Genomic DNA, 20,102 nt, shown 5'->3' with positions numbered 1-20,102 from the left:
ACACGGCCTTGACGCGCGGGCATGGTCGTGACCTGTTGTGCCAAGGGAGAGACCAGAACATGACACAGCCAGAATCCATCGACGCCGTCCAATCCATGCTTGGCGAACAAGGTTATGTCTGTGGGCGGGCGCTGGCGACAGTGGTGTTCCTGTCGCTGAAACTGGGCCGACCATTGTTTCTGGAAGGTGAGGCTGGCGTGGGCAAGACCGAGATTGCCAAAGCGCTGGCCGCCGGTCTGAACCGTCGCCTGATCCGGTTGCAGTGCTACGAAGGTTTGGATGCGTCTTCCGCTGTCTATGAATGGAACTTTCCGGCGCAAATGGTCGCCATCCGTACGGCCGAGGCCTCGGGCGGTGCAGATCGCGACGCCTTGCAGTCCGAGCTGTTTTCGGATGAATACCTGATCGAACGCCCGCTGCTGCAGGCGATGCGCCCGGATGAAAACGGCGCGCCGGTTCTGTTGATCGACGAACTGGATCGCACGGATGAACCGTTCGAGGCTTTCCTGCTTGAGGCGCTCAGCGATTTTCAGGTGACGATCCCAGAGCTGGGCACCGTGAAAGCCCCGGAACCGCCCATCGTTATCGTCACTTCAAACCGCACGCGCGAGGTGCATGACGCGTTGAAACGGCGTTGCTTGTACCATTGGGTCGACTATCCCGATTTCGACCGCGAGATCGAAATCCTGCACGCTCGTGCCCCAGAAGCGGCCGACGCGCTGAGCCGCGAGATCGTCGCCTTCGTGCAGCATCTGCGCACCGAGGATCTGTTCAAGAAGCCGGGCGTGGCAGAAACCATCGACTGGGCCAAATGCCTGCTGGCTTTGGACGTCATCAACCTGAGCCCTGAGGTGATCGGGGATACTCTGGGCGCAATCCTGAAATACCAGGACGACATACAGAAACTGCAGGGGTCCGAGGCAAAACGGATACTGGATCAGGCCAAAGCGTCGTTGGAACCGGCCTGATGGTCGACGAACCGCTGACGATCCATATCGTTGGATGGCCAGGGTCCGGCAAGCGGACAATTGGGATCGCGCTGGCCGACATGATCGGCGGACGGCTGATTGACAACCACCTGATGTTGAACCCCGCGAGCGCTTTGTTCGTACGATCCGATCCAAGACATGCCGTTCTGCGGCGAGAGGTGCGAGCCGCGATTTATGAAGCGGCGTTGACATTGGGGCCCGACATTCCGGTGATCTTCACAGATGCGCTGGAAGAAAGCTCGGCCGACCGTGAACTGATCGCGCCGACACTGGAATTTGCGCGCAAGCGCGGCGGTCGGTTACAGCCCTTCATGCTTCAACTAAGCGAGCAGGAAAACCTGAGGCGTCTTTGTGATCCAGAGCGGCAGGGGCGCGGAAAACTGATGGAGCCAGACGTTCTGATGAATTTCCGTCGCGATCTGACTTTGCTGCGTCTTGATGGGGTGATCGAAATATCTGTCGACAAGCGCACTCCGAAAGAGGCTGCGCGCGCCATTGCCGATGCCCTGAACGGGGGATCGCATCTTGGTTGAGCAGATACCATTGGACATTCCGGAAAGTCCAAAACTGGCGCAGAACATTACCCATTTTGCACGCGCGTTGCGCAAGGCGGGGTTGCCCATTGGGACGGGCCGAGTTGTTGACGCCATTCGCGCCGTGCAGGCCGCAGGATTTACCGAAAAACAGGATTTCTACTGGACGCTGCACGCCTGTTTTGTGCACCGCCCGGAACATCGAACCGTGTTCGCCCAGGTCTTTCGTCTGTATTGGCGCGACCCCCGTTATCTTGAACACATGATGTCCATGATGCTGCCTGCTATTCGCGGCGTTCAGGAAGAACGCAAGGCGGACGCAGCCGAAAAACGCGCGGCCGAAGCGTTGTTGGACGGTGTCGAACAGGACTTGCCAGACGTTGCAGAGCAAGAAGAAGAGAGTGAGCTTGAAATCGACGCCTCGCAAACGGCTTCGTCCGAGGAACGATTGCGGAGCCTGGATTTTGAGCAGATGAGCACAGCCGAGATCGCGCAAGCCAAGCGTATGCTTGCGCGGTTGACGCTGCCGGTGAAGCCTATCGAATCCCGGCGCGGACAAGCCAGCCATCTGGGGCATCGCATCGACCGGGCCAGAACTCTGCGCGCTGCCATGCGACAGGGTGGAGAGCTGCATGAAATCATGCACCAAAAGCCCAAGCACCGCTGGCCGAACCTGGTCGTGCTTTGCGATATCTCGGGCTCGATGAGCCAGTACAGTCGGATTGTCCTGCACTTCCTGCATGCCGTGTCAAACGCCAAGGGGGCAGGCTGGGCCAGGGTGCACGCGTTCACCTTTGGCACGCGCCTTACCAACATCACCCGCCACCTGCAGCAACGCGATGTGGACGCGGCGTTGGCCGCAGCCGGGGCAGAGGCGCAGGATTGGGAAGGCGGCACGCGGATCGGCGAGTGCCTTCATGCCTTCAATCGGGACTGGTCGCGGCGCGTTATGGGGCAGGGCGCGGTCGTCCTGCTGATCTCGGACGGGCTGGACCGGGGCGACCCCCAAGCGTTGGGAAAAGAGATGGAGCGCCTTCACCTTTCGGCACGCCGGCTGATCTGGCTCAACCCATTGCTCCGGTGGGATGGCTTCGCGCCCAAGGCCCAAGGTGTGGCGGCCATGCTGCCCCATGTGGACAGTTTCAGGGCGGGCCACTCGATTGCCTCGCTCGAAGATCTGGCCGCTGTTATCTCGAAGCCCGACGATGTGGGTGAGAAAGCGCGGCTGATGACCGCGCTTTCCAACTGAAGGTCAGCTCAGCTGATCTTCGTTGCACTTCCGCGCCATTTCCATGGCCTTGTAGGTACCGGTCAAATCAACGGTGAAGGCGAATTCCTTTTCCGGGAACACGACCATGACCTTTTGCTTGGCGATGTCATCCGCGAACTGCGGATCATCTGACAGAACATACCCGCCCGAATATCCTTTGGTGATATTGCCGCGCATGCCGGTCGCTTCGCCCACGTAAAGGTTTTCGCCCAGCAAGATCGCTACGGCTTCTTTCTCACCGCGCTTGATGTCGGTCTCAGCTTTGGTGAACACGCCCACATAGCCGACGCCGCGGTCTTCGGTCAGGCCCATCTGGACCACGTTTTCCGAGTCATCAACGGCTTCGATCAGGCAGGTTTTCTTGTCCTGGTCGATGAATACTTTCCAGCCCTCAACCTCGCCGTAGCGCAGATAAGTGTCTGCAGTTGCGACGGTAGAAGTAAACAGGCCAAGCGCCAGTCCGAGTGTAAGAATACGTTTCAACTCTCTGTCTCCGTTGTGAAAAATTAATATGCGCATACTGGAATGCAGCAATTGCTCGTGTAGGCTAGAATCTGGGTTCGGCGCAATCAATGATTTGTCGGTAGCGTGCCGATCTGGGCTTGTATACGCCGATGCTGGCCCAGGGCTCAGTGATGGCGAAATACAGGATGTTCGCCTTTAGGCTTACTTTTCATTGCGCCAAACCTGCCTATGTTGGACCTGAACACGCCGGGAGGGTGCAATGGACAGATTCGACAACAGCCCTGAGACAGCCCTGAATTGGCATGCCGAGGGCCATCCAACCGCACTGGCCACGGTTGTTGAAACCTGGGGCAGCGCGCCGCGCCGCGTAGGCGCCCAGTTGGTGATCGCTGGCGATGGCCGGATTGAGGGATCGGTCTCTGGCGGCTGCGTTGAGGGTGCAGTCATCGTCGAGGCGCATGAAGCAATAGACGAGGGCGAGGCGCGGTTGCTGGAATTCGGTGTCAGTGACGAGGACGCCTTTGCCGTCGGGCTGGCCTGCGGCGGTACGATCCGCGTTCTGGTGGAGCCCATCGGATCTGTGCTTCCAGAACCCATGTTGCGTGATCTGGTTGCGGCCCGCGCCCGGCGCGAGCCTGTTGCCTATGAGGTAAACGTTGAAACCGGCCAAAGGGCGCTGCGTCGCAATGCCTATGCTAACCGAATGCGTATGGACTGGTCCGGTTTTGAAGATGACGGGCAGACATTTGTTGCCGTCCATAACCCTCCGTTGCGGTTGATCATTGTAGGGGCCGTCCATATCGCTCAGGCACTGGTGCCGATGGCGCGAATTGCCGGGTATGATCCCGCTATCATCGATCCGCGCGACGCCTTCGCCTCGAGCGCGCGCTTTCCCGGTGAGACGATCCTGACCGACTGGCCGGACGAGGCCGTTGCCAAACTGGGCATGGATACGCGGACCGCCGTAGTTCTTTTGACCCACGATCCCAAGCTGGATGATCCGGCGTTGGAGGCTGCCTTGCGCGCTGGCGTATTCTATATCGGGGCGCTGGGGTCCACGCGGACCCACGCGAAACGTGTGGCGCGGTTGACCGAAGCCGGGTTTTCAGAAGCCGAGATCGCTCAGATCCATGGTCCTATAGGCTTGGATATTGGCGCAGCGGGCCCATCCGAGATTGCGGTCGCCATACTTGCCCAAATGACAGCTGTGCTGAGGGGCAAAGCGTGAAGTTTGGTCCCGTTCCCACTGCCGAGGCCGCTGGTGCAATCCTGGCGCATTCGGTGAAAGTGCAGGATGCCAAGCTGCGCAAAGGCCTGGTCTTGACTGCAGACCATTGCAATCAGCTTGCCGACGCCGGGTATGACGAAGTCACGGTAGCGCGGCTGGAACCTGGAGATTGCCACGAGGATGAGGCCGCCGAGCTTTTGGCTGCAGCCCTTACACCGGACCCGCAAGCTGTGGGTTTGCGCGTGACGCAGCCATTTACCGGGCGTGTGAACCTGTTGGCGGACGGTCCCGGTGTCGTGGACCTGGATGCCGATGCGTTGCAGGCGTTCAATTGCGTAAACCCGATGATCACCGTCGCGACGGTACCGCAATATCAACAGATGGGACCGGGGGGAATGGTCGCCACGATCAAGGTGATCTCTTACGCCGTTCCGCGCGAAGATGTGTTGAAGGCCGCAAGTCTGGCGCATGCGTCCATTCGTCTTGCGGCCCCGGTCCACAAGACCGCCGGGTTGATCGTGACGGATATTCCGGGCGGTCCGTCCAACGAAAAGGGCATCGCAGCCATTCGCGGCCGGGTCGAGGCGCTGGGGCTCGCGTTAGATGAGGTACAAATCGTGCCGCACAAACCCGAGCCCTTGGCGCAGGCTATTTCGGAGGCATCGGGTGACATTGTGATGATCCTGACCGGGTCGGCCACGTCGGATGTGTTCGACGTCGCACCTCAGGCCGTGCGCGCAGCAGGCGGTAAGGTGGATCGCTTTGGCATGCCGGTCGATCCCGGTAACCTGCTGTTTATCGGCGCGCTTGAACGGCGCCCGGTGATCGGCCTGCCGGGCTGCGCGCGCTCTCCGGCGCTGAACGGCGCGGATTGGGTTCTGTCCCGCGTGGCGTGTGGGGTGGAAACGACCGGGGCCGATATCGCGGGTATGGGGGTCGGTGGGCTGCTTAAGGAAATTCCCACACGACCGCAGCCGCGAGCCGGGCGGAAAGCGTAACCCGATCGTCTGTTTCCGAAAGGCCTAGGTGGATTTATCGCCAAAGGCGACCCCTACGAACGTCGGATACAGGGGCTAAATATTTTTGTTCTCAAACAATTTTTCCCGTGTTTAACTCGGGACGGGAGATTTCATATTGGGAGGAAAATATGACACAGGTCTCAATGACCGTGAACGGGAAATCCGTGAGCGGTGATGTCGAGGGCCGGACACTGCTGTCCAGTTTCCTGCGTGACCACCTGTCGCTGACCGGAACCCATGTAGGCTGCGATACCGCGCAATGCGGTGCCTGCGTTGTGCATGTGAACGGTGAAGCGGTGAAATCCTGCAACATGCTGGCGCTTGAGGCGGATGGCGCTGATGTAGGCACCATCGAAGGGCAAGCCAATCAGGACGGCTCGTTGAACGTGATCCAGCAGGCATTTCAGGATCATCATGGCCTGCAGTGCGGGTTCTGTACGCCCGGAATGGTCATGAGTGCGGCAGCCTTGCTGAAAGAGAATCCGCGCCCGACCGAAAGTGAGATACGCAAGTATCTGGAGGGCAACCTGTGCCGTTGCACCGGATACCACAATATCGTCAAGGCGATCATGGCCGCATCGGGCCAGGACGTAGGTCACATCGCTGCCGAGTAAGGCAGAGACTGAGAATTTTCGACGAAAATTCCTTTCCAGGGAGGAGAACAAGCAATGCCCAAAGACAGTGGCATCGGAGCCAGTTCCAAGCGGCGTGAGGACGTACGCTTTCTGACCGGAGCAGGCAATTACACCGACGACATCAACGTGCATGGCCAGGCCTATGTGCATTTCCTGCGGTCCGACATCGCGCATGGCCGGATCAAAAACATCGACACCTCGGCAGCTGAAGCCATGCCCGGCGTAGTCAAGGTTTTCACCGGTAAAGACTTTGAGGGCGTGGGCGGAATTCCCTGCGGCTGGGAAGTCACGGACAAGCATGGCGCACCCATGCAAGAGCCGCCGCACCCAATTCTGGCGCAGGGCAAGGTCCGCCATGTGGGTGACCCGATTGCAGCCGTCGTGGCCGACAGTCTGGAACAGGCGCGTGACGCGGCCGAGGCGATCGACCTCGATATCGAGGAACTGCCCGCCGTTTTGGACATGAAAGCCGCTGCCCAAGAGGGGGCAACGCTCGTCCATGACGATCTGAAGAATAACATCTGCTACGACTGGCAGTTGGGCGAAACCGACGACGCGAAGGTCAACGAGGTTTTTGCCAATGCGGCCCATGTGACGACGCTGGATCTGGTTAACAACCGTCTGGTCGCCAACCCGATGGAACCGCGTGTGGCCGTGGCCGAGTATAGCCGTGGAACCGAGGAATACACGCTCTACACCACATCGCAGAACCCGCATGTAATCCGGCTGCTGATGTGTGCATTTGTTCTGGGACTGCCGGAACACAAGGTGCGCGTGGTGGCCCCGGATGTGGGTGGCGGTTTTGGCACCAAAATCTTCCACTATGCCGAAGAGGCGTTCTGCACCTTTGCGGCCAAAGCCTGCAACCGTCCGGTCAAGTGGACCGCCAGCCGGTCTGAGGCGTTCATGTCGGACGCGCAAGGTCGCGATCACGTTAGCACGATTGAGCTGGCGCTGGATGCAGATAACAACTTCATCGGTCTGCGTACCGATACTTACGCCAACTTGGGCGCATATCTGTCGACATTCTCCAGCTCGGTTCCGACTTGGCTGCACGGCACTTTGATGGCGGGCAACTACAAGACGCCGGTCATTCAGGTGAACGTTAAGGCGATGTTTACCAACACCGTGCCGGTTGACGCGTATCGCGGTGCTGGTCGGCCCGAGGCGACTTATCAACTTGAACGCGTCGTGGACAAAGCTGCGCGCGAGCTGGGTGTTGATCCGATTGCGCTGCGGCGTCAGAACTTTGTCACCCAGTTCCCCTATGACACGCCGGTTGCGTTGACCTATGACACCGGGGACTACAACGGCACTATGGACAAGCTTGAGGCGGCTGCTGATCTGGCGGGCTTTGCCGCGCGCAGGTCCGAGAGCGAGGCCAATGGCAAGCTGCGCGGTCTGGGCATCAACTGCTATATTGAGGCCTGCGGCATCGCGCCTTCGAACATCGTTGGTATGCTGGGGGCCCGCGCGGGTCTCTATGATGCGGCGACCGTACGGGTGAATGCCACCGGTTCGATCAGCGTTATGGTTGGTGCGCACAGTCACGGGCAGGGACATGAGACCGCCTTCCCGCAGGTTGTCGCTGACATGATCGGCATCGACGAGTCGATGGTCGAGATCGTGCACGGAGACACCTCGAAGATCCCGTTTGGCATGGGCACTTATGGCTCGCGCTCGCTCGCGGTCTGTGGCTCGGCCATGGTCAAGGCGACCGAGAAAGTGATCGAAAAGGCCAAGCGGATTGCAGCGCATCTGTTGGAGGCGTCCGAGGCGGATATCGAACTCAAGGACGGTCAGTTCAGCGTTGCTGGCACCGACAAATCGGTGGCTTGGGGCGATGTGACCCTGACGGCCTATGTCCCGCACAACTATCCTTTGGAAGTTGAGCCGGGGCTGGAGGAGACGGCGTTTTATGATCCCGCCAACTTTACCTTCCCGGCCGGTGCCTATGCCTGTGAAGTCGAGCTTGATCCTGAAACCGGTCAGGTCAGCATCGAAAAATTCACGGCAGCGGACGACTTTGGCAACATCGTCAACCCGATGATCGTGGACGGTCAGGTGCATGGCGGTATCGGTCAGGGTATCGGTCAGGCATTGCTTGAGAACTGCGCCTATGACGAGAACGGCCAACTTTTGAGCGCGTCCTTCATGGACTATGCGATGCCGCGTGCCGATGATGTTCCGTTCTACGGTGTCGATCATTCGAGCCAGACGCCCTGTACGCATAACCCGCTGGGTGTGAAAGGCTGTGGTGAGGCTGGTGCGATTGGCTCGCCGCCTGCTGTGGTCAACGCGGTTCTGGATGCGTTGAACTCGGGCGGCAAGGCGGTCGATCATATCGATATGCCAGTGAGCCCGTCGCGCGTCTGGGCGGCGATGAACAGCTGAGAGGTTGGGGTGCGAGGGGCCAGCCCCTCGCGCTCCCCGGGATATTTATAGCCAGATGAAGGGCGGATCCGCGCCTTTCGGAAAGGAAGACGAAATGTACAATTTCGAGTTTGAAAAACCCTCGACCATTGCTGATGCCGCAGCCGCATTGGGGTCTGAGGACGCGCAGGCGTTGGGGGGTGGGCAAACGCTGATCCCGACGCTGAAGCAACGGCTGGCGGCGCCTTCGTCCTTGGTGTCGCTGAGCGGGATTGCCGAGATGCAGGGCGTTTGCATTGAGGACGACGGGTCTGTGGCCATTGGCGGAGCAACCCCGCATGCGGTGGTCGCGCGCGAGGCTGCCAGCAGCTATCCCGCCTTGGCGGCGCTGGCGGGGCAGATTGGTGATCCTGCGGTCCGTAACCGCGGCACGATCGGCGGGTCGCTGGCGAACAACGACCCGGCGGCCTGTTACCCGGCCGGTGCGCTGGGATCCGGCGCGACGATCATTACCAATACCCGTCAGATTGCGGCAGAAGAATTCTTTGAGGGGATGTTCTCAACAGCTCTGGACGAGGGCGAGATCATCACCTCTGTCCGCTTCCCGGTACCGCAGGCTGCAAGCTATCAGAAGTTCCTGCAGCCCGCGTCCCGCTTTGCGCTTGTCGGTGTCTATCTGGCGCGGTTTGCCGATGGGGTACGCGTTGCCGTGACCGGGGCCAGCGAAGATGGAGTGTTCCGGTGGTCCGAAGCGGAAGAAGCCTTGAACAAGGAGTTCCGCGCGGATGCGCTGACAGGGCTGAGCATCAACCCGGCCAATATGATCGCTGACCTGCATGGCAGCAAAGCGTACCGCGCGCATCTGGTAAGCGTCATGACCAAGCGGGCCATCGAAGCCTGTATGTAAAAGCCAAACAATCCGAGAAGCCCCGGTGTCATCGCCGGGGCTTTTCTATGTGCGCCTGATTCTGGGGGGCTGGGACGGCCGCCAATAAGCACCCGTGTCCTCTCGGGACTTTTGGTACGCGTCGACGCGTTCGCGCGCGGCGTCTCCGCCAGCTTTGAACAAGTGGCCCAGAAGGCATTCCAAAACAACCATTGCCCCGGCGTAGCTTGCAAAATGATGAAGCGAACGGGTGCTGATTGGAAAGACAACATCCGGTTCAATGCCGGGGGCGACCACCTCGCTGTCGGCGATCAGGATGATCGGCATGGATTTGCGCCGGGCCAATCGCATGGACTGGATGGTATCGGACGAATAGGGGCTGACTGTGATCGCGATCAGGCAGTCAGAGTGGGTGGCGTCCAACAGGTCATCGGTCGCGGAACCCATATGGCGCGGGACAAGGCGCAGGCCGGGGTGCGCCATTCGACCCGCGTAAGAAAAGTAGTACGACAAAGCATAGCTTGCACGCGTGGCCGTAACAAAACACCTGTCAGAGCGTGTCATGATCTCAACCGCTTGTTTGACTTTGGCCGGGTGCATGAGCCGCAGGGACCGCATGACCACGTTTTGCGCGTTCTGAGCGAATTGGGCCTGAGCCGCGCTGAAGGTATCGCCGTCATGCAGATCGCTGAGCCAGGATTGCCCCATATGGTCTTCGCGGTCGGTCACTAGGGCGGTGCGGAACGGGGCGCGGAGGGCCTCGAACCCGTCGAACCCCATGCGATGGGCCAGGCGCACCAGTACGTTCGAGCTGACGCCGATCTTGGCGGATGTTTCGCGGATTGGGTCCAGTCCGAAGTCCGCGGGGTGGTCGAGGATGTACTTTGCAGCTGCCTGCAAACCGGGTGGCAGATCGTCAATCTGGTGCCGCAGGGAGTCGATAAGCTGGTTGAGAGATTGAGTCATTCTTCCAGAAAAACAAATGTTATGAAGATTGCAAATTGAAAACATGCTCTGGACGGATAACTGAGGGGCAAGTTGCTAAGGATGGTCTAATGTCTGAACCTGCGTCCGATACTCAAACAGCGCCAGGGCCTTATGTGCTTGTCGCCCCGAACGGCGCGCGCCGTGGACTAGGGGATCACGCGGAATTACCGGTTGGCTTGGACCAAATCGTTGCCACTGCAAAGGATTGCTGTCGGGCAGGTGCGAATGGCATTCATCTTCACGTACGCGATGACCGGGGACAGCACACGTTGGATCCAGGGCGTTATATGGAAACCATGGCCGAGCTGCGGCGCGCAGTACCGGATTTGCAAGTCCAGATAACAACCGAAGCAGCCGGTGTCTTTGATGTGGCCGCGCAATTGGATTGTTTGCGGACGGTGCAGCCGGAATGGGCCTCGATCTCGGTGCGAGAGGTTGCCCGTGCACCCCAGCTTGCCGGCACTTTGTACGGTTTGTGCGAGGATCAGGGAACACGTGTTCAGCACATCCTTTACGACCGTGAAGACGCAGCCCTGCTGGCGGACTGGCAGGCGCGAGGGATCGTGCGCAGCGAGCAAACAGACCGGTTGTTGGTTTTGGGGCGATACAGCGCAGGCCAACAATCCGCGCCAGAGGATCTGGACAAGTTTCCGCAAGACCCCTCGCAATGGATGGTCTGCGCTTTTGGGCGGCAGGAACATGCTTGCCTGTTGGCGGCGGCCAAACGCGGAGGAGACGTTCGGGTCGGGTTCGAAAACAGTTTGACCGACGGGGACGGAAATACTTGGGCAGACAATGGAGCGTCGGTAGCGGCGCTGGTCGCGGCTTTGAAAGGAGCGCATGAATGAGTAGTCATGTTTTTCCACGTCACACCAAATCGGAACTGCCGGTCGCTGTCGGGGGTGACGGCTGCTACCTGATCGACAATCAAGGTCGGCGTTACCTGGATTGCGGTGACGCGGCGGTGTCATGCCTGGGCCATTCGAACCCTGCGGTGATCAAGGCCGTGCAGGATCAGGTTGAACAGATCGCCTTTGCTCATACCGGTTTCATGACGTCGGAACCGGCCGAAGCCTTGGCGGACCTGCTGGTCAAGCATGCGCCGGGTGATCTGGATCGTGTGTATTTCGTTTCCGGCGGGTCCGAGGCGACCGAGGCTGCGATGAAGTTGGCCCGGCAGTACTTTCTGGAAATCGGACAGCCCGAGCGTCGCCGGGTGATTGCGCGGCGGCAGAGTTACCATGGCAATACCCTTGGTGCTTTGTCGGCAGGTGGTAATGAATGGCGGCGGGCTCAGTTTGCACCCATGCTGATTGAGATGACGCATATCGCGCCGTGTTACGAATATGCCGAAAAGCCCGATGGTGAGAGCAGCTTTGACTATGGCCAGCGCGTCGCCAACGAATTGGAGACCGAGATTCTGCGCCTGGGCCCCGAGACGGTTATGGCCTTCATGGCAGAGCCGGTTGTCGGGGCAACCCTGGGCGCGGTGCCAGCCGTTGAAGGGTACTACAAACGTATCCGCGAGATCTGTGATCAGTATGGCGTCTTGTTGATATTGGACGAAGTGATGTGCGGCATGGGGCGGACAGGGCATCTGTTTGCCTGCGATCATGACGGAGTTGCGCCGGATATCCTGTGTATCGCCAAAGGCTTGGGGGCCGGGTACCAGCCGATCGGGGCGATGATGTGCACCGGTAAAATCTACGACGCGATCCGCGACGGGTCGGGATTCTTTCAGCATGGTCACACCTATATCGGCCACCCGGTCGCAACGGCCGCGGCCTTGGCTGTGGTTACCGAACTGACAACGCGCGAACTGCCCGCGCGGGCGGGTATCATGGGGGATAGGCTGCAAGCCGCGCTGCAGGCCGAGTTTGGCCAACACCCAAGTGTCGGCGATATCCGAGGCCGGGGATTGTTTCGCGGGGTAGAGCTGGTCGCAGACCGTGAAACGAAAACGCCATTTGACCCGTCGCATGGCGTTGCAGGCAAGATCAAAAAGGCTGCACTGGCCGAAGGGCTGATTTGCTATCCCATGTCTGGCACCCGGGACGGGCGGCTGGGGGATCACGTTCTGTTGGCCCCGCCATTCATCATCGAAGACAAGCAGATTGACGAACTGGTCGGAAAGCTGAACCGAGCATTTGCTGCGTCGATCCCGGCGTGACGGGTTTCCCAGCTCCGTTAATCGCACGAAAAAAACCCTGTCAGAGAGGTCTCTGACAGGGTTCCAAAATCGAAAAGCGCGGGGCTTATTTCTGCGGCAGCGGGCCGATCATCATGATCATCTGACGGCCTTCCATTTTGGGCATGTTTTCGATCTTGCCCAAATCCTTGATGTCTTCGGCGACACGCTCCAACAGCTCGCGCCCGAGATTCTGGTGTGCCATCTCACGACCGCGGAAACGCAAAGTAACTTTGACCTTGTCGCCGTTTTCAAGAAATTTGAACACGTTCCGCATCTTGACGTCATAGTCATGCGTGTCGGTGTTGGGCCGGAATTTGACCTCTTTCACCTCGATGATCTTTTGTTTTTTGCGGGCTTCGCTTTCGCGCTTCTGCTGCTCATATTTGAACTTGCCAAAGTCCATGATCTTGCAGACCGGCGGGTTCGCGTTGGGCGAAATCTCGACCAGATCAAGTCCGACATCTGCGGCCATCTGCATGGCTTTTGCGGGATGAACCACCCCGACGTTTTCGCCTTCGGCGCCAATCAGGCGAATTTCGGGGGCACGGATCTTATCATTGACGCGGGGGCCGGTGTCTCTCTGCGGCGGCGCGTTGTGAGGTCTGCGAGCTATGGGTTCATTCCTTTGATGATTGCAGAAATTCGAGCCCGAAATCTAGACTGGCCTGCACGCCGTTTCAAGCGGCATAAACAACAGCCAACGTGAAAATTCCGGGTTTTGTCAGAGGTTTTTGTGGGTTCCGGGGCAAATCATCCCGGAACCGGCGTGTTGGATTAACCAACAAAGGCTTTTTCGATGACGAATTCCTTAGGTTCAGAGTTTGCGCCTTCGCGCAGACCGAACTCTTCCAGAATCTCTTTGATGTCCAGGTTGAACGCCAGCGAACCACAAACCATGGCGCGGTCAGTGTCCGGGTTGATCCCGCCTTCGATACCCAGATCGGCAAATACGGTGCCGTCTTTCAGCAGGTTGGTGATGCGGCCCATCTTGGGGCTCTCTTCCCGTGTGGTGGTTGGGTAATAGCGGATTTTGTCCGCGAAACCTTCGCCCATCAATTCGGCCAGCAATTCGTCCTGGCGGATGCTTTCAATCAGCTGACGGCCATACTCCAGCTCGGCCACTTCGCGGCAGGTATGGGTGATGATGACCTCGTCATAATCCTCGTAGGTCTGCGGTTCACGCAGCAGCGACGCGAAGGGCGCGAAACCGGTGCCGGTGGCAAAGAACCACAAGCGCTTGCCGGGCAGCAGGGCATCGTGGACCAGCGTGCCAACGGGTTTGGGCCGCAGGATGATCTGATCACCCGGTTGGATGTGCTGCAGCTTCGAGGTCAGCGGGCCGTCCTGCACCTTGATCGAGTAGAACTCCAGCTCTTCGTCCCACGAAGGCGAAGCGATCGAATAGGCGCGCAGCAACGGCTTGCCGTTGTCGCCCAGCAGACCGATCATCACGAACTCACCCGAGCGGAACCGCAAGGACGCGGGGCGCGACACCTTGAAGGAGAACAGGCTGTCGGTCCAGTGTTTGACATCTGTTACTGTCTGGGCGTCCGGAAGGACGGGGGCCTTAACGGCGGTTGCTTCGGTCACGGGCTTCATCTCTGTCATCGTTGTCACTGTCGGCTGGGTAAACCGACATCTCCGTTTAATCTTTGATCCAAGTCAGGAAAAGGGGCTTAATGCCCCTTTCAAGTCACAAGCTGGCGATTGTCGGTCTTAGCCGCGCAGGCGGGCCTGATAGTTGTGGTTCTGCCAATCGGAACGGGCAAGCCACTGATCTTCGGGCTGGCGGGTGGCCAGCGCGTTGTCGATCTCGACCTCGTCAAATCCGCTGCGGCGGGCCATGGCGTATTGATCGGCCAGAACGTGGCCCTTGGCGCGCAGCCGACCTGTATAGCCTTTCAGCCGCAAGACGCGGGCGATTGTAAATCCGCGACCATCAGCCGAGGACGGAAAGTCCACGCGGACCATCTGGGCGCTGCCCAAACGATCAATCAGCTCATCCGGGTCCGTGTCCGACGCGACGTCCAGCGCCACGACATCATTTGCCGCGTCTTCCAGAGTGACAAAGCCGTCGGTCCAGTCATCGGGGGCAAAACCCCCATCCGTTACGATTACGTTCATGTTTTCTCTCCAGCCCGCACCATCTTGCCGTCGACAAAATGGATGCCGCATTCTTCTTTGTTCTGATCGCGCCAGCGTCCGGCGCGGGGGTCTTCGCCTTCTTTGACCGGTGAGGTGCAGGGCGCACAGCCGATCGAGGGGTAACCTTTGGCCACCAGCGGATGCCGGGGCAGGTTGTTTTCGTCCATGTAGGCACGCACATCTTCGGGCGCCCAGTGGGCCAGCGGGTTGACCTTGATCCGGCCAGTGCCGTCTTCGACTTCAAAAAAGTCGAGCGCGGCGCGGGTTCCGGACTGAAACCGTTTACGCCCGGTGATCCAGCCGTCATATCCCGCCAAAGCCTTTTGCAGCGGGAAGGTCTTGCGCAGGTTGCAGCAGGCATCCGTGTCGCGCAGGCGCAGTGCGCCATAAGGGTCTTCGCGTTGTACGTCCTCATCCTCGGCCCGGATGATCTGGACGTTCTTCAGGCCCAGACGTTCGCTGACCTCGTGCTGGTATTCCAGCGTCTCAGTAAACAGCATCTGCGTGTCCACGAACAGAACTGGGGTCAACTTGTCGACCACAGCGGCCATGTGCAGCAACACCACCGATTCCGCCCCGAAACTAGAGACCAGAGCAAGCTCTTCGATCTCGTCCAACGCACCATGCATGACATCATGGGCGCTGTGGTGGCGGAACCGGGTGTTCAGCGCGTCGACCTGTTCGGTCAGTTCCGCGCGGTCTTTGCCCAGTTCCGTCTGGATCAGGTCAAGCGGCATTGGCCTGCGCCTCGGGGTAAAGCGCCGCTTTGAACGGTGCCATGCCTACGCGGCGATAGGTTTCCAGGAACGTTTCTTCGGCGCTGTCACGCTGTTCCAGATAGGTGTCCACGATGCGCTCGACGGCTGGCACGATCTCATCATAGGCAAAGCCCGGACCGGTGCGGTCGCCAACGGCGGCCGTTTCGGTCGCGTCACCACCCAGAGTGATCTGGTAGTTTTCGACACCAGCGCGATCCAGACCGAGGATGCCGATATGGCCGACATGGTGGTGACCACACGCGTTGATGCAGCCCGAGATCTTGATCTTCAGGTGACCGATGTCATGTTCCAGCTTCAGCTCGTCGAAGCGGGTCGCAATCTCTTGCGCAACCGGGATCGAGCGGGCCGTGGCCAGCGCGCAGTAGTCCATGCCCGGGCAGGCGATGATGTCGCTGATCAGGCCGATATTGGCGGTGGCCAGCTCGTATTCCTTAAGCTTCGCGTGGATCGCGGGCAGGTCCGATTTGTGGACATGCGGCAGGATCACGTTCTGCTCGTGGCTGATGCGCAGCTCGTCATAGGCGAACTCTTCGGCCAGATCGGCCATTACGCGCATCTGCTCAGCAGTCGCATCACCCGGTGTCTGGCCGTGCTTCTTGATCGAGATCGTGACGATCGCGTGGTCCGCGTTCTTGTGCGGCGCGATATTGGTGTCGACCCACGAACGGAAAACCGGATCGTTGGTGTAGGCGCTTTCAAACGATGCAACCGAGCCCTGACGGAAATCCGGCGCAGCAAAGTGGCCCTTGATCTCTTCCAGCAACGCCATGTCAGCGCCTTTGAACTGCGGGCGCACCTGCAAGAAGCGCTCGTTCACCTTGGCGCGGATCGCGTCGATGCCATGCTCATGCACGGTGATCTTGATACGTGCTTTGTACTTGTTGTCGCGGCGACCGATTTGGTTCCAGACGGAAATCGTGGCTTCTAGATACGCCAGCAGGTCGTCGAAGGCGACGAATTCGGACAGTTCCTTGCCGATCATTGGGGTACGGCCCAGACCGCCACCCACGATAACGCGGGCACCCAGAACGCCGTCACGCTCGACCAGTTGCAGGCCAATGTCATGCGCTTTGATCACGGCGCGGTCGTTTTCCGATCCGGTGATGGCGATCTTGAACTTACGCGGCATGAATTGGAATTCCGGGTGGTCGGTGGACCACTGGCGCAGCAGTTCAGCATAGGGGCGCGGATCGGCGATCTCGTCCGCGGCGGCACCGGCGAAATGGTCGGCGGTTACGTTTCGGATGGTGTTACCCGAGGTCTGGATGGCGTGCATGCCAACTTCGGCCAGCGCGTCAAGCATATCCGGTACGTCGTTCAGCTTTGGCCAGTTGTACTGGATGTTCTGACGTGTGGTGAAATGGCCATAGCCCTTGTCCCACTTTTCAGCCAGCAGGGCCAGTTGACGCATCTGCGCGCTGGACAGCGTGCCATAGGGGATAGCGACTCGCAGCATGTAGGCGTGCAGCTGCAGGTACAGGCCGTTCATCAGGCGCAGGGGTTTGAATTCGTCTTCGGTCAGCGAGCCGTCGATACGACGCTCGACCTGTGCGCGGAACTGTGCGTTGCGCTCAGCCAGGAATTCTGTGTCAAACTCGGAGTAGCGATACATGTCTAGCTGTCCTTAGTTGCAGCCCCGGTACTTTGGGGCCTTGAAAAGGGGAGAGAGAGAAGGCCAGAGGTCAGGCCCGGGGCTGCGTGGATGTTTCTTGTTTGCCGTGGGCATAGTTGGACGGGCCGGTGCGGCGGAAGTCTTCGCGGAAGTGGGTCGGCTCGGGGCCGTACTCACCGGCGACTGCGTCGGCCAAATAGGCACCGACGATCTTGTTGGCCTGACGCGCGGCATCCAACAGGCGGACCTGCGCGTGAGCTTCGTCCGTGATCAGCTCGGCCTCGGACAGTTCGCGCGACCAGCGGTCGTCTTCGGTTTGATAGATCACATCACCTTCCAACAAATCGTTGGCAGTGACCACTTTGGGGGTAAAAGCGCGGGCCATCAGGCGTGCTCCTTCTTGAATTCAGTCAGGGCCTGGGCCGCTTGGCGCGGGGCAAGGCCGTAGAATGTCAGTGTTGGGCCGTCCATCTCGGCGGCGTTCAGATCGGTGGGCAGCTGATCCAGAGTCGTTTCCAGAACCCGCTGATCGGGGCGCGAGGCGTTTTCGATCAGGGTCACGGGCGTCTGGCGGTCGGCACCGTGCATGATCAGGCGGCCTTGGATAAAGCGGGCGGATTTCTTGCCCATATAAATCGCCGCGACCGAACCCGCGCGTGCCAGCGCAGCCCAGTCGTGATCGGCAAATCCCTTCATGTCGTGGCCGGTCAGAAACCGAACCGAAGAATTGCGTCCGCGCCGCGTCAGGCTTTGTCCAATTCCGGCCACAGCAGCGGATGCTGCGGTGATACCCGGCACGATCCGCCACGAGATGCCAGCGGCCTCAACCGCTTCGATCTCTTCATCCAGGCGGCCGAACACGGTCGGGTCACCGGACTTCAGACGCACGACGCGATGGCCATGCTGGGCGTAATCGACCAGCAGGGCATCAATGTCTTCCTGTTTCCAGGACGGACCGAAGCCGGCCTTGCCCACATCGACAAGTTTTGCGGTCTTGCCAGCCAGTTCCAGCACCTCTGCGCTGATCAGGCGGTCATGCAGAACGACGTCCGCGCGCTCGAAAGCATTCAGCGCTTTGAGCGTCAGCAATTCCGCATCGCCCGGACCTGCGCCGACAAAGTCGACATGGCCGTTGGCATTATGTGATTGCGTAAGCTGCATTTCCGGTCTCGGGCGTTGTTTGACTTAGGTTGCAATATAGGAAATATTCCCGCCAAAGCGCCATATGGGCGGATAAATAAGGACAAACGTTCTGTTTGGGTTGGCCTTGGGAACGTTTGTTTCGAAACAAAAGGAAAAATGGAATGTCGGTGCGGATTGACGATACGGATCGGAAAATTCTGATCGAGCTGCAGCGTGATGCAAGCCAATCGCTGGACGAAATAGCCGCGCGTGTGGGCAGTTCCAAGACCCCGGTCTGGAATCGGATACGCAAGCTGAAAGGGGCAGGAGTGATCGGCCAGCAGACCGTTCTACTGGATGCCGAGGCGCTGGGGTTCGAGGCTACCTTCTTTGTGCTGATCCGCACCTCAGAGCACGAGGCTGATTGGCAGCACAAGTTCCTCAAAGCCCTGCGCGACAGGCCCGAAGTGCAAGAGGCGCACCGGCTGGCCGGGGACATTGATTACATCCTCAAGGTGCGGGTCAAGAACGCGCGCGCCTATGATGAGTTCTATCAGGCGCTGATCTCAGAGGTTCGTGTGCATAACGTGACCGCGCTGCTGTCTATGGAAGAGATCAAATCGACCACGATGCTGCCGTTGAACGCACTGATCGAAAACTAGGTTTGCACCATCAATTTGGTTAGCCCGTGAAAATGGTAGGTGTTCGAGTATTCCGGTTCAGCGCTCAGGCGCAGGTTGGGGCAACGGTCGAATAACACGGAAAGGCCAATGCGCATCTCCATCCGCGCCAGTGGCGCGCCAACGCAGAAATGCAGGCCGCCGCCGAAACTGGTGTTCGTGACGATAGGGCGCGTGGGGTCGAACCGGTCGGGGTCGGACCAGACCGCAGGATCGCGGTTCGCAGCACCCAGCAGCAAAGCAACCTCATCGCCGCGTTTGAAGGTATGGTCGAACGCCTCGATGTCTTCATAGGCATAGCGAGTGAACATATGCAGCGGAGGATCGTAGCGCAGGATTTCTTCGACCGTGCCGTCGATGGTATCTGGCATGAAGGCTTGCCGCCCGATACCCAATTGAAGAACCGTTTTCACTCCGTTTCCCAATGAATGAACCGTCGCCTCATGCCCGGCATTTAACAGCAGTATGCACGTGGCCACCAGTTCGTCGCGGGAGAGTTTCTCTCCATCCTCCTCAGCGGCAATCAATCGTGTGATCAGATCGTCCTGCGGGTCGGTGCGTCGTTGCTCGATATATCCCATCAAAAAGTCGGTGAATTCCTGCGATGATCTTGCCGCGACGGTCTCAGTCTCGGGTGTGCGGCTGGCCTGATACATCGCCACCATGTCATGCGACCAGCGCAGCAGGCTGGGTGCCATATCCTCGGGCACGCCCAAAAGGCGGCAGATCGTGATGACCGGGATCTGGGTGCAAAACGCGGGCAACAGGTCGAATGGCGCATCAGGAAAAGAATCGATCAGCGCGTGGCTGAGTTCATGGATCGTTGGCTCCAGCGCCGCAATCGCGCGCGACGTAAACGCGCGCATCACCAACGCACGCAAACGCGTGTGCCGGGGCGGCTCGGCTTCAAGCAACGAGTGCGCCTCGACCGCCAGCCAAGGGGCCAGATGTGCGGGGCCGGGCGTTTGCAGTTCCTCAGGCACCTCACGGCCAAAACGGCGATCTTTTAGCAGGGCGGACACTGCGCGATGCGATACCGCTGCGACCTTGCCGTAGTCCTTCCAGTAGACGAGGTCGCCATACGCGCGGGCCTTATCATAAAACGGATAGGGATTTTGAACGAAACCCGGATCGACCGGAGATTGAATGACCGTCTTCATGCGGCGCAGACTTGCCATGCGGCGCGCT

21 protein-coding genes are annotated in these 20,102 nt (G+C 59.4%); 11 read left to right on the top strand and 10 right to left on the bottom strand.

All coding sequences use genetic code 11. The annotated features are described in order from the left end of the window. Positions 1–59: 59 nt before the first annotated feature. The 3 genes from J7416_RS05365 to J7416_RS05355 are packed head-to-tail and all read left to right on the top strand — an operon-like array spanning position 60 to position 2,771. Positions 60–968, top strand: coding sequence for a MoxR family ATPase (locus J7416_RS05365; protein WP_209223681.1), 909 nt, complete (start codon positions 60–62; stop codon positions 966–968). Further along, positions 968–1,522, top strand: a complete 555-nt coding sequence (locus J7416_RS05360) for a hypothetical protein (RefSeq protein ID WP_209223680.1) — start codon at positions 968–970, stop codon at positions 1,520–1,522. Before J7416_RS05365 ends, J7416_RS05360 begins: the two co-directional genes overlap by 1 nt. After that, on the top strand, positions 1,515–2,771 hold the full coding sequence (locus tag J7416_RS05355) for a VWA domain-containing protein (RefSeq protein ID WP_209223679.1): 1,257 nt from the start codon (positions 1,515–1,517) through the stop codon (positions 2,769–2,771). The genes J7416_RS05360 and J7416_RS05355 overlap by 8 nt, the downstream gene beginning before the upstream one ends. A 3-nt stretch (positions 2,772–2,774) precedes the next feature. On the opposite strand, the gene J7416_RS05350 is transcribed toward J7416_RS05355, so the two are convergent. After that, entirely contained in the window at positions 2,775–3,275 is a 501-nt protein-coding gene (locus J7416_RS05350) for a hypothetical protein (RefSeq protein WP_209223678.1), read from the bottom strand. Between the two features lie 241 nt (positions 3,276–3,516). Here J7416_RS05350 and J7416_RS05345 point away from each other — a divergent pair, with 241 nt between their 5' ends. The 5 genes from J7416_RS05345 to J7416_RS05325 all read left to right on the top strand — a co-directional run bounded on the left by J7416_RS05345 (position 3,517) and on the right by J7416_RS05325 (position 9,419). Next, positions 3,517–4,485: an XdhC family protein gene (locus J7416_RS05345; protein WP_209223677.1), complete on the top strand. Its 969-nt coding sequence runs from the start codon at positions 3,517–3,519 to the stop codon at positions 4,483–4,485. Then, a complete protein-coding gene (locus J7416_RS05340; protein ID WP_209223676.1) occupies positions 4,482–5,483 on the top strand; it encodes a molybdopterin-binding protein in 1,002 nt (333 codons plus the stop codon). Before J7416_RS05345 ends, J7416_RS05340 begins: the two co-directional genes overlap by 4 nt. 149 nt (positions 5,484–5,632) lie before the next feature. Continuing rightward, positions 5,633–6,118, top strand: a complete 486-nt coding sequence (locus tag J7416_RS05335; protein ID WP_209223675.1) for a (2Fe-2S)-binding protein — start codon at positions 5,633–5,635, stop codon at positions 6,116–6,118. A gap of 54 nt (positions 6,119–6,172) precedes the next feature. Next, complete coding sequence (locus J7416_RS05330) at positions 6,173–8,533, top strand: xanthine dehydrogenase family protein molybdopterin-binding subunit (protein WP_209223674.1); 2,361 nt, start codon at positions 6,173–6,175, stop codon at positions 8,531–8,533. Between the two features lie 94 nt (positions 8,534–8,627). Further along, a complete protein-coding gene (locus J7416_RS05325; RefSeq protein WP_209223673.1) occupies positions 8,628–9,419 on the top strand; it encodes a xanthine dehydrogenase family protein subunit M in 792 nt (263 codons plus the stop codon). 45 nt (positions 9,420–9,464) lie between these two features. On the opposite strand, the gene J7416_RS05320 is transcribed toward J7416_RS05325, so the two are convergent. Then, positions 9,465–10,364 (bottom strand): MurR/RpiR family transcriptional regulator, encoded by a 900-nt coding sequence (locus J7416_RS05320; protein ID WP_209223672.1) that lies wholly within the window; start codon positions 10,362–10,364, stop codon positions 9,465–9,467. An 89-nt stretch (positions 10,365–10,453) separates the two neighbouring features. Here J7416_RS05320 and J7416_RS05315 point away from each other — a divergent pair, with 89 nt between their 5' ends. Both J7416_RS05315 and J7416_RS05310 read left to right on the top strand, forming a co-directional pair. Next, positions 10,454–11,233 carry a 3-keto-5-aminohexanoate cleavage protein gene (locus J7416_RS05315; RefSeq protein ID WP_209223671.1) on the top strand — a complete coding sequence of 260 codons (780 nt, stop codon included), beginning with the start codon at positions 10,454–10,456 and terminating at the stop codon, positions 11,231–11,233. Then, on the top strand, positions 11,230–12,555 hold the full coding sequence (locus J7416_RS05310; RefSeq protein ID WP_209223670.1) for an aspartate aminotransferase family protein: 1,326 nt from the start codon (positions 11,230–11,232) through the stop codon (positions 12,553–12,555). The genes J7416_RS05315 and J7416_RS05310 overlap by 4 nt, the downstream gene beginning before the upstream one ends. A gap of 85 nt (positions 12,556–12,640) precedes the next feature. On the opposite strand, the gene infC is transcribed toward J7416_RS05310, so the two are convergent. The 7 genes from infC to cobA all read right to left on the bottom strand — a co-directional run bounded on the left by infC (position 12,641) and on the right by cobA (position 18,273). After that, entirely contained in the window at positions 12,641–13,189 is a 549-nt protein-coding gene (gene infC, locus J7416_RS05305; RefSeq protein ID WP_209223830.1) for a translation initiation factor IF-3, read from the bottom strand. Between the two features lie 161 nt (positions 13,190–13,350). Continuing rightward, positions 13,351–14,184 (bottom strand): ferredoxin--NADP reductase, encoded by an 834-nt coding sequence (locus tag J7416_RS05300; RefSeq protein ID WP_209223669.1) that lies wholly within the window; start codon positions 14,182–14,184, stop codon positions 13,351–13,353. A 108-nt stretch (positions 14,185–14,292) separates the two neighbouring features. After that, positions 14,293–14,700 (bottom strand): DUF934 domain-containing protein, encoded by a 408-nt coding sequence (locus tag J7416_RS05295; RefSeq protein WP_209223668.1) that lies wholly within the window; start codon positions 14,698–14,700, stop codon positions 14,293–14,295. Further along, positions 14,697–15,458 carry a phosphoadenylyl-sulfate reductase gene (locus J7416_RS05290; protein WP_209223667.1) on the bottom strand — a complete coding sequence of 254 codons (762 nt, stop codon included), beginning with the start codon at positions 15,456–15,458 and terminating at the stop codon, positions 14,697–14,699. The genes J7416_RS05295 and J7416_RS05290 overlap by 4 nt, the downstream gene beginning before the upstream one ends. Continuing rightward, on the bottom strand, positions 15,448–17,112 hold the full coding sequence (locus tag J7416_RS05285; protein ID WP_209223666.1) for a nitrite/sulfite reductase: 1,665 nt from the start codon (positions 17,110–17,112) through the stop codon (positions 15,448–15,450). Before J7416_RS05285 ends, J7416_RS05290 begins: the two co-directional genes overlap by 11 nt. Before the next feature lie 70 nt (positions 17,113–17,182). Continuing rightward, positions 17,183–17,497, bottom strand: a complete 315-nt coding sequence (locus J7416_RS05280) for a DUF2849 domain-containing protein (protein WP_209223665.1) — start codon at positions 17,495–17,497, stop codon at positions 17,183–17,185. After that, a complete protein-coding gene (gene cobA, locus J7416_RS05275) occupies positions 17,497–18,273 on the bottom strand; it encodes a uroporphyrinogen-III C-methyltransferase (protein ID WP_209223664.1) in 777 nt (258 codons plus the stop codon). The genes J7416_RS05280 and cobA overlap by 1 nt, the downstream gene beginning before the upstream one ends. Positions 18,274–18,416: 143 nt before the next feature. Here cobA and J7416_RS05270 point away from each other — a divergent pair, with 143 nt between their 5' ends. After that, complete coding sequence (locus tag J7416_RS05270; protein ID WP_170425294.1) at positions 18,417–18,896, top strand: Lrp/AsnC family transcriptional regulator; 480 nt, start codon at positions 18,417–18,419, stop codon at positions 18,894–18,896. Here the strand turns inward: J7416_RS05270 and J7416_RS05265 are convergent. Then, positions 18,893–20,074 carry a cytochrome P450 gene (locus J7416_RS05265; protein WP_209223829.1) on the bottom strand — a complete coding sequence of 394 codons (1,182 nt, stop codon included), beginning with the start codon at positions 20,072–20,074 and terminating at the stop codon, positions 18,893–18,895. The two genes, J7416_RS05270 and J7416_RS05265, sit on opposite strands and share 4 nt — an antisense overlap. Between the last annotated feature and the right edge of the window lie 28 nt (positions 20,075–20,102).

This window comes from Ruegeria sp. R14_0, assembly GCF_017743975.1.
Classification (GTDB): domain Bacteria; phylum Pseudomonadota; class Alphaproteobacteria; order Rhodobacterales; family Rhodobacteraceae; genus Ruegeria.
This window is presented reverse-complemented; position numbering and strand designations above follow the sequence as displayed.

What these genes read in the sequence shown, in the direction of transcription:
- cobA (WP_209223664.1), bottom strand. Translation starts at nt 18,273, where the DNA reads ATGCAGCTTACGCAATCACATAATGCCAACGGCCATGTCGACTTTGTC.
- J7416_RS05315 (WP_209223671.1), top strand. Translation starts at nt 10,454, where the DNA reads ATGTCTGAACCTGCGTCCGATACTCAAACAGCGCCAGGGCCTTATGTG.
- J7416_RS05270 (WP_170425294.1), top strand. Translation starts at nt 18,417, where the DNA reads ATGTCGGTGCGGATTGACGATACGGATCGGAAAATTCTGATCGAGCTG.
- J7416_RS05320 (WP_209223672.1), bottom strand. Translation starts at nt 10,364, where the DNA reads ATGACTCAATCTCTCAACCAGCTTATCGACTCCCTGCGGCACCAGATT.
- J7416_RS05335 (WP_209223675.1), top strand. Translation starts at nt 5,633, where the DNA reads ATGACACAGGTCTCAATGACCGTGAACGGGAAATCCGTGAGCGGTGAT.
- J7416_RS05330 (WP_209223674.1), top strand. Translation starts at nt 6,173, where the DNA reads ATGCCCAAAGACAGTGGCATCGGAGCCAGTTCCAAGCGGCGTGAGGAC.
- J7416_RS05365 (WP_209223681.1), top strand. Translation starts at nt 60, where the DNA reads ATGACACAGCCAGAATCCATCGACGCCGTCCAATCCATGCTTGGCGAA.
- J7416_RS05265 (WP_209223829.1), bottom strand. Translation starts at nt 20,074, where the DNA reads ATGAAGACGGTCATTCAATCTCCGGTCGATCCGGGTTTCGTTCAAAAT.
- J7416_RS05300 (WP_209223669.1), bottom strand. Translation starts at nt 14,184, where the DNA reads ATGACAGAGATGAAGCCCGTGACCGAAGCAACCGCCGTTAAGGCCCCC.
- J7416_RS05290 (WP_209223667.1), bottom strand. Translation starts at nt 15,458, where the DNA reads ATGCCGCTTGACCTGATCCAGACGGAACTGGGCAAAGACCGCGCGGAA.
- J7416_RS05325 (WP_209223673.1), top strand. Translation starts at nt 8,628, where the DNA reads ATGTACAATTTCGAGTTTGAAAAACCCTCGACCATTGCTGATGCCGCA.
- J7416_RS05285 (WP_209223666.1), bottom strand. Translation starts at nt 17,112, where the DNA reads ATGTATCGCTACTCCGAGTTTGACACAGAATTCCTGGCTGAGCGCAAC.
- J7416_RS05280 (WP_209223665.1), bottom strand. Translation starts at nt 17,497, where the DNA reads ATGGCCCGCGCTTTTACCCCCAAAGTGGTCACTGCCAACGATTTGTTG.
- J7416_RS05360 (WP_209223680.1), top strand. Translation starts at nt 968, where the DNA reads ATGGTCGACGAACCGCTGACGATCCATATCGTTGGATGGCCAGGGTCC.
- J7416_RS05295 (WP_209223668.1), bottom strand. Translation starts at nt 14,700, where the DNA reads ATGAACGTAATCGTAACGGATGGGGGTTTTGCCCCCGATGACTGGACC.
- J7416_RS05310 (WP_209223670.1), top strand. Translation starts at nt 11,230, where the DNA reads ATGAGTAGTCATGTTTTTCCACGTCACACCAAATCGGAACTGCCGGTC.
- J7416_RS05345 (WP_209223677.1), top strand. Translation starts at nt 3,517, where the DNA reads ATGGACAGATTCGACAACAGCCCTGAGACAGCCCTGAATTGGCATGCC.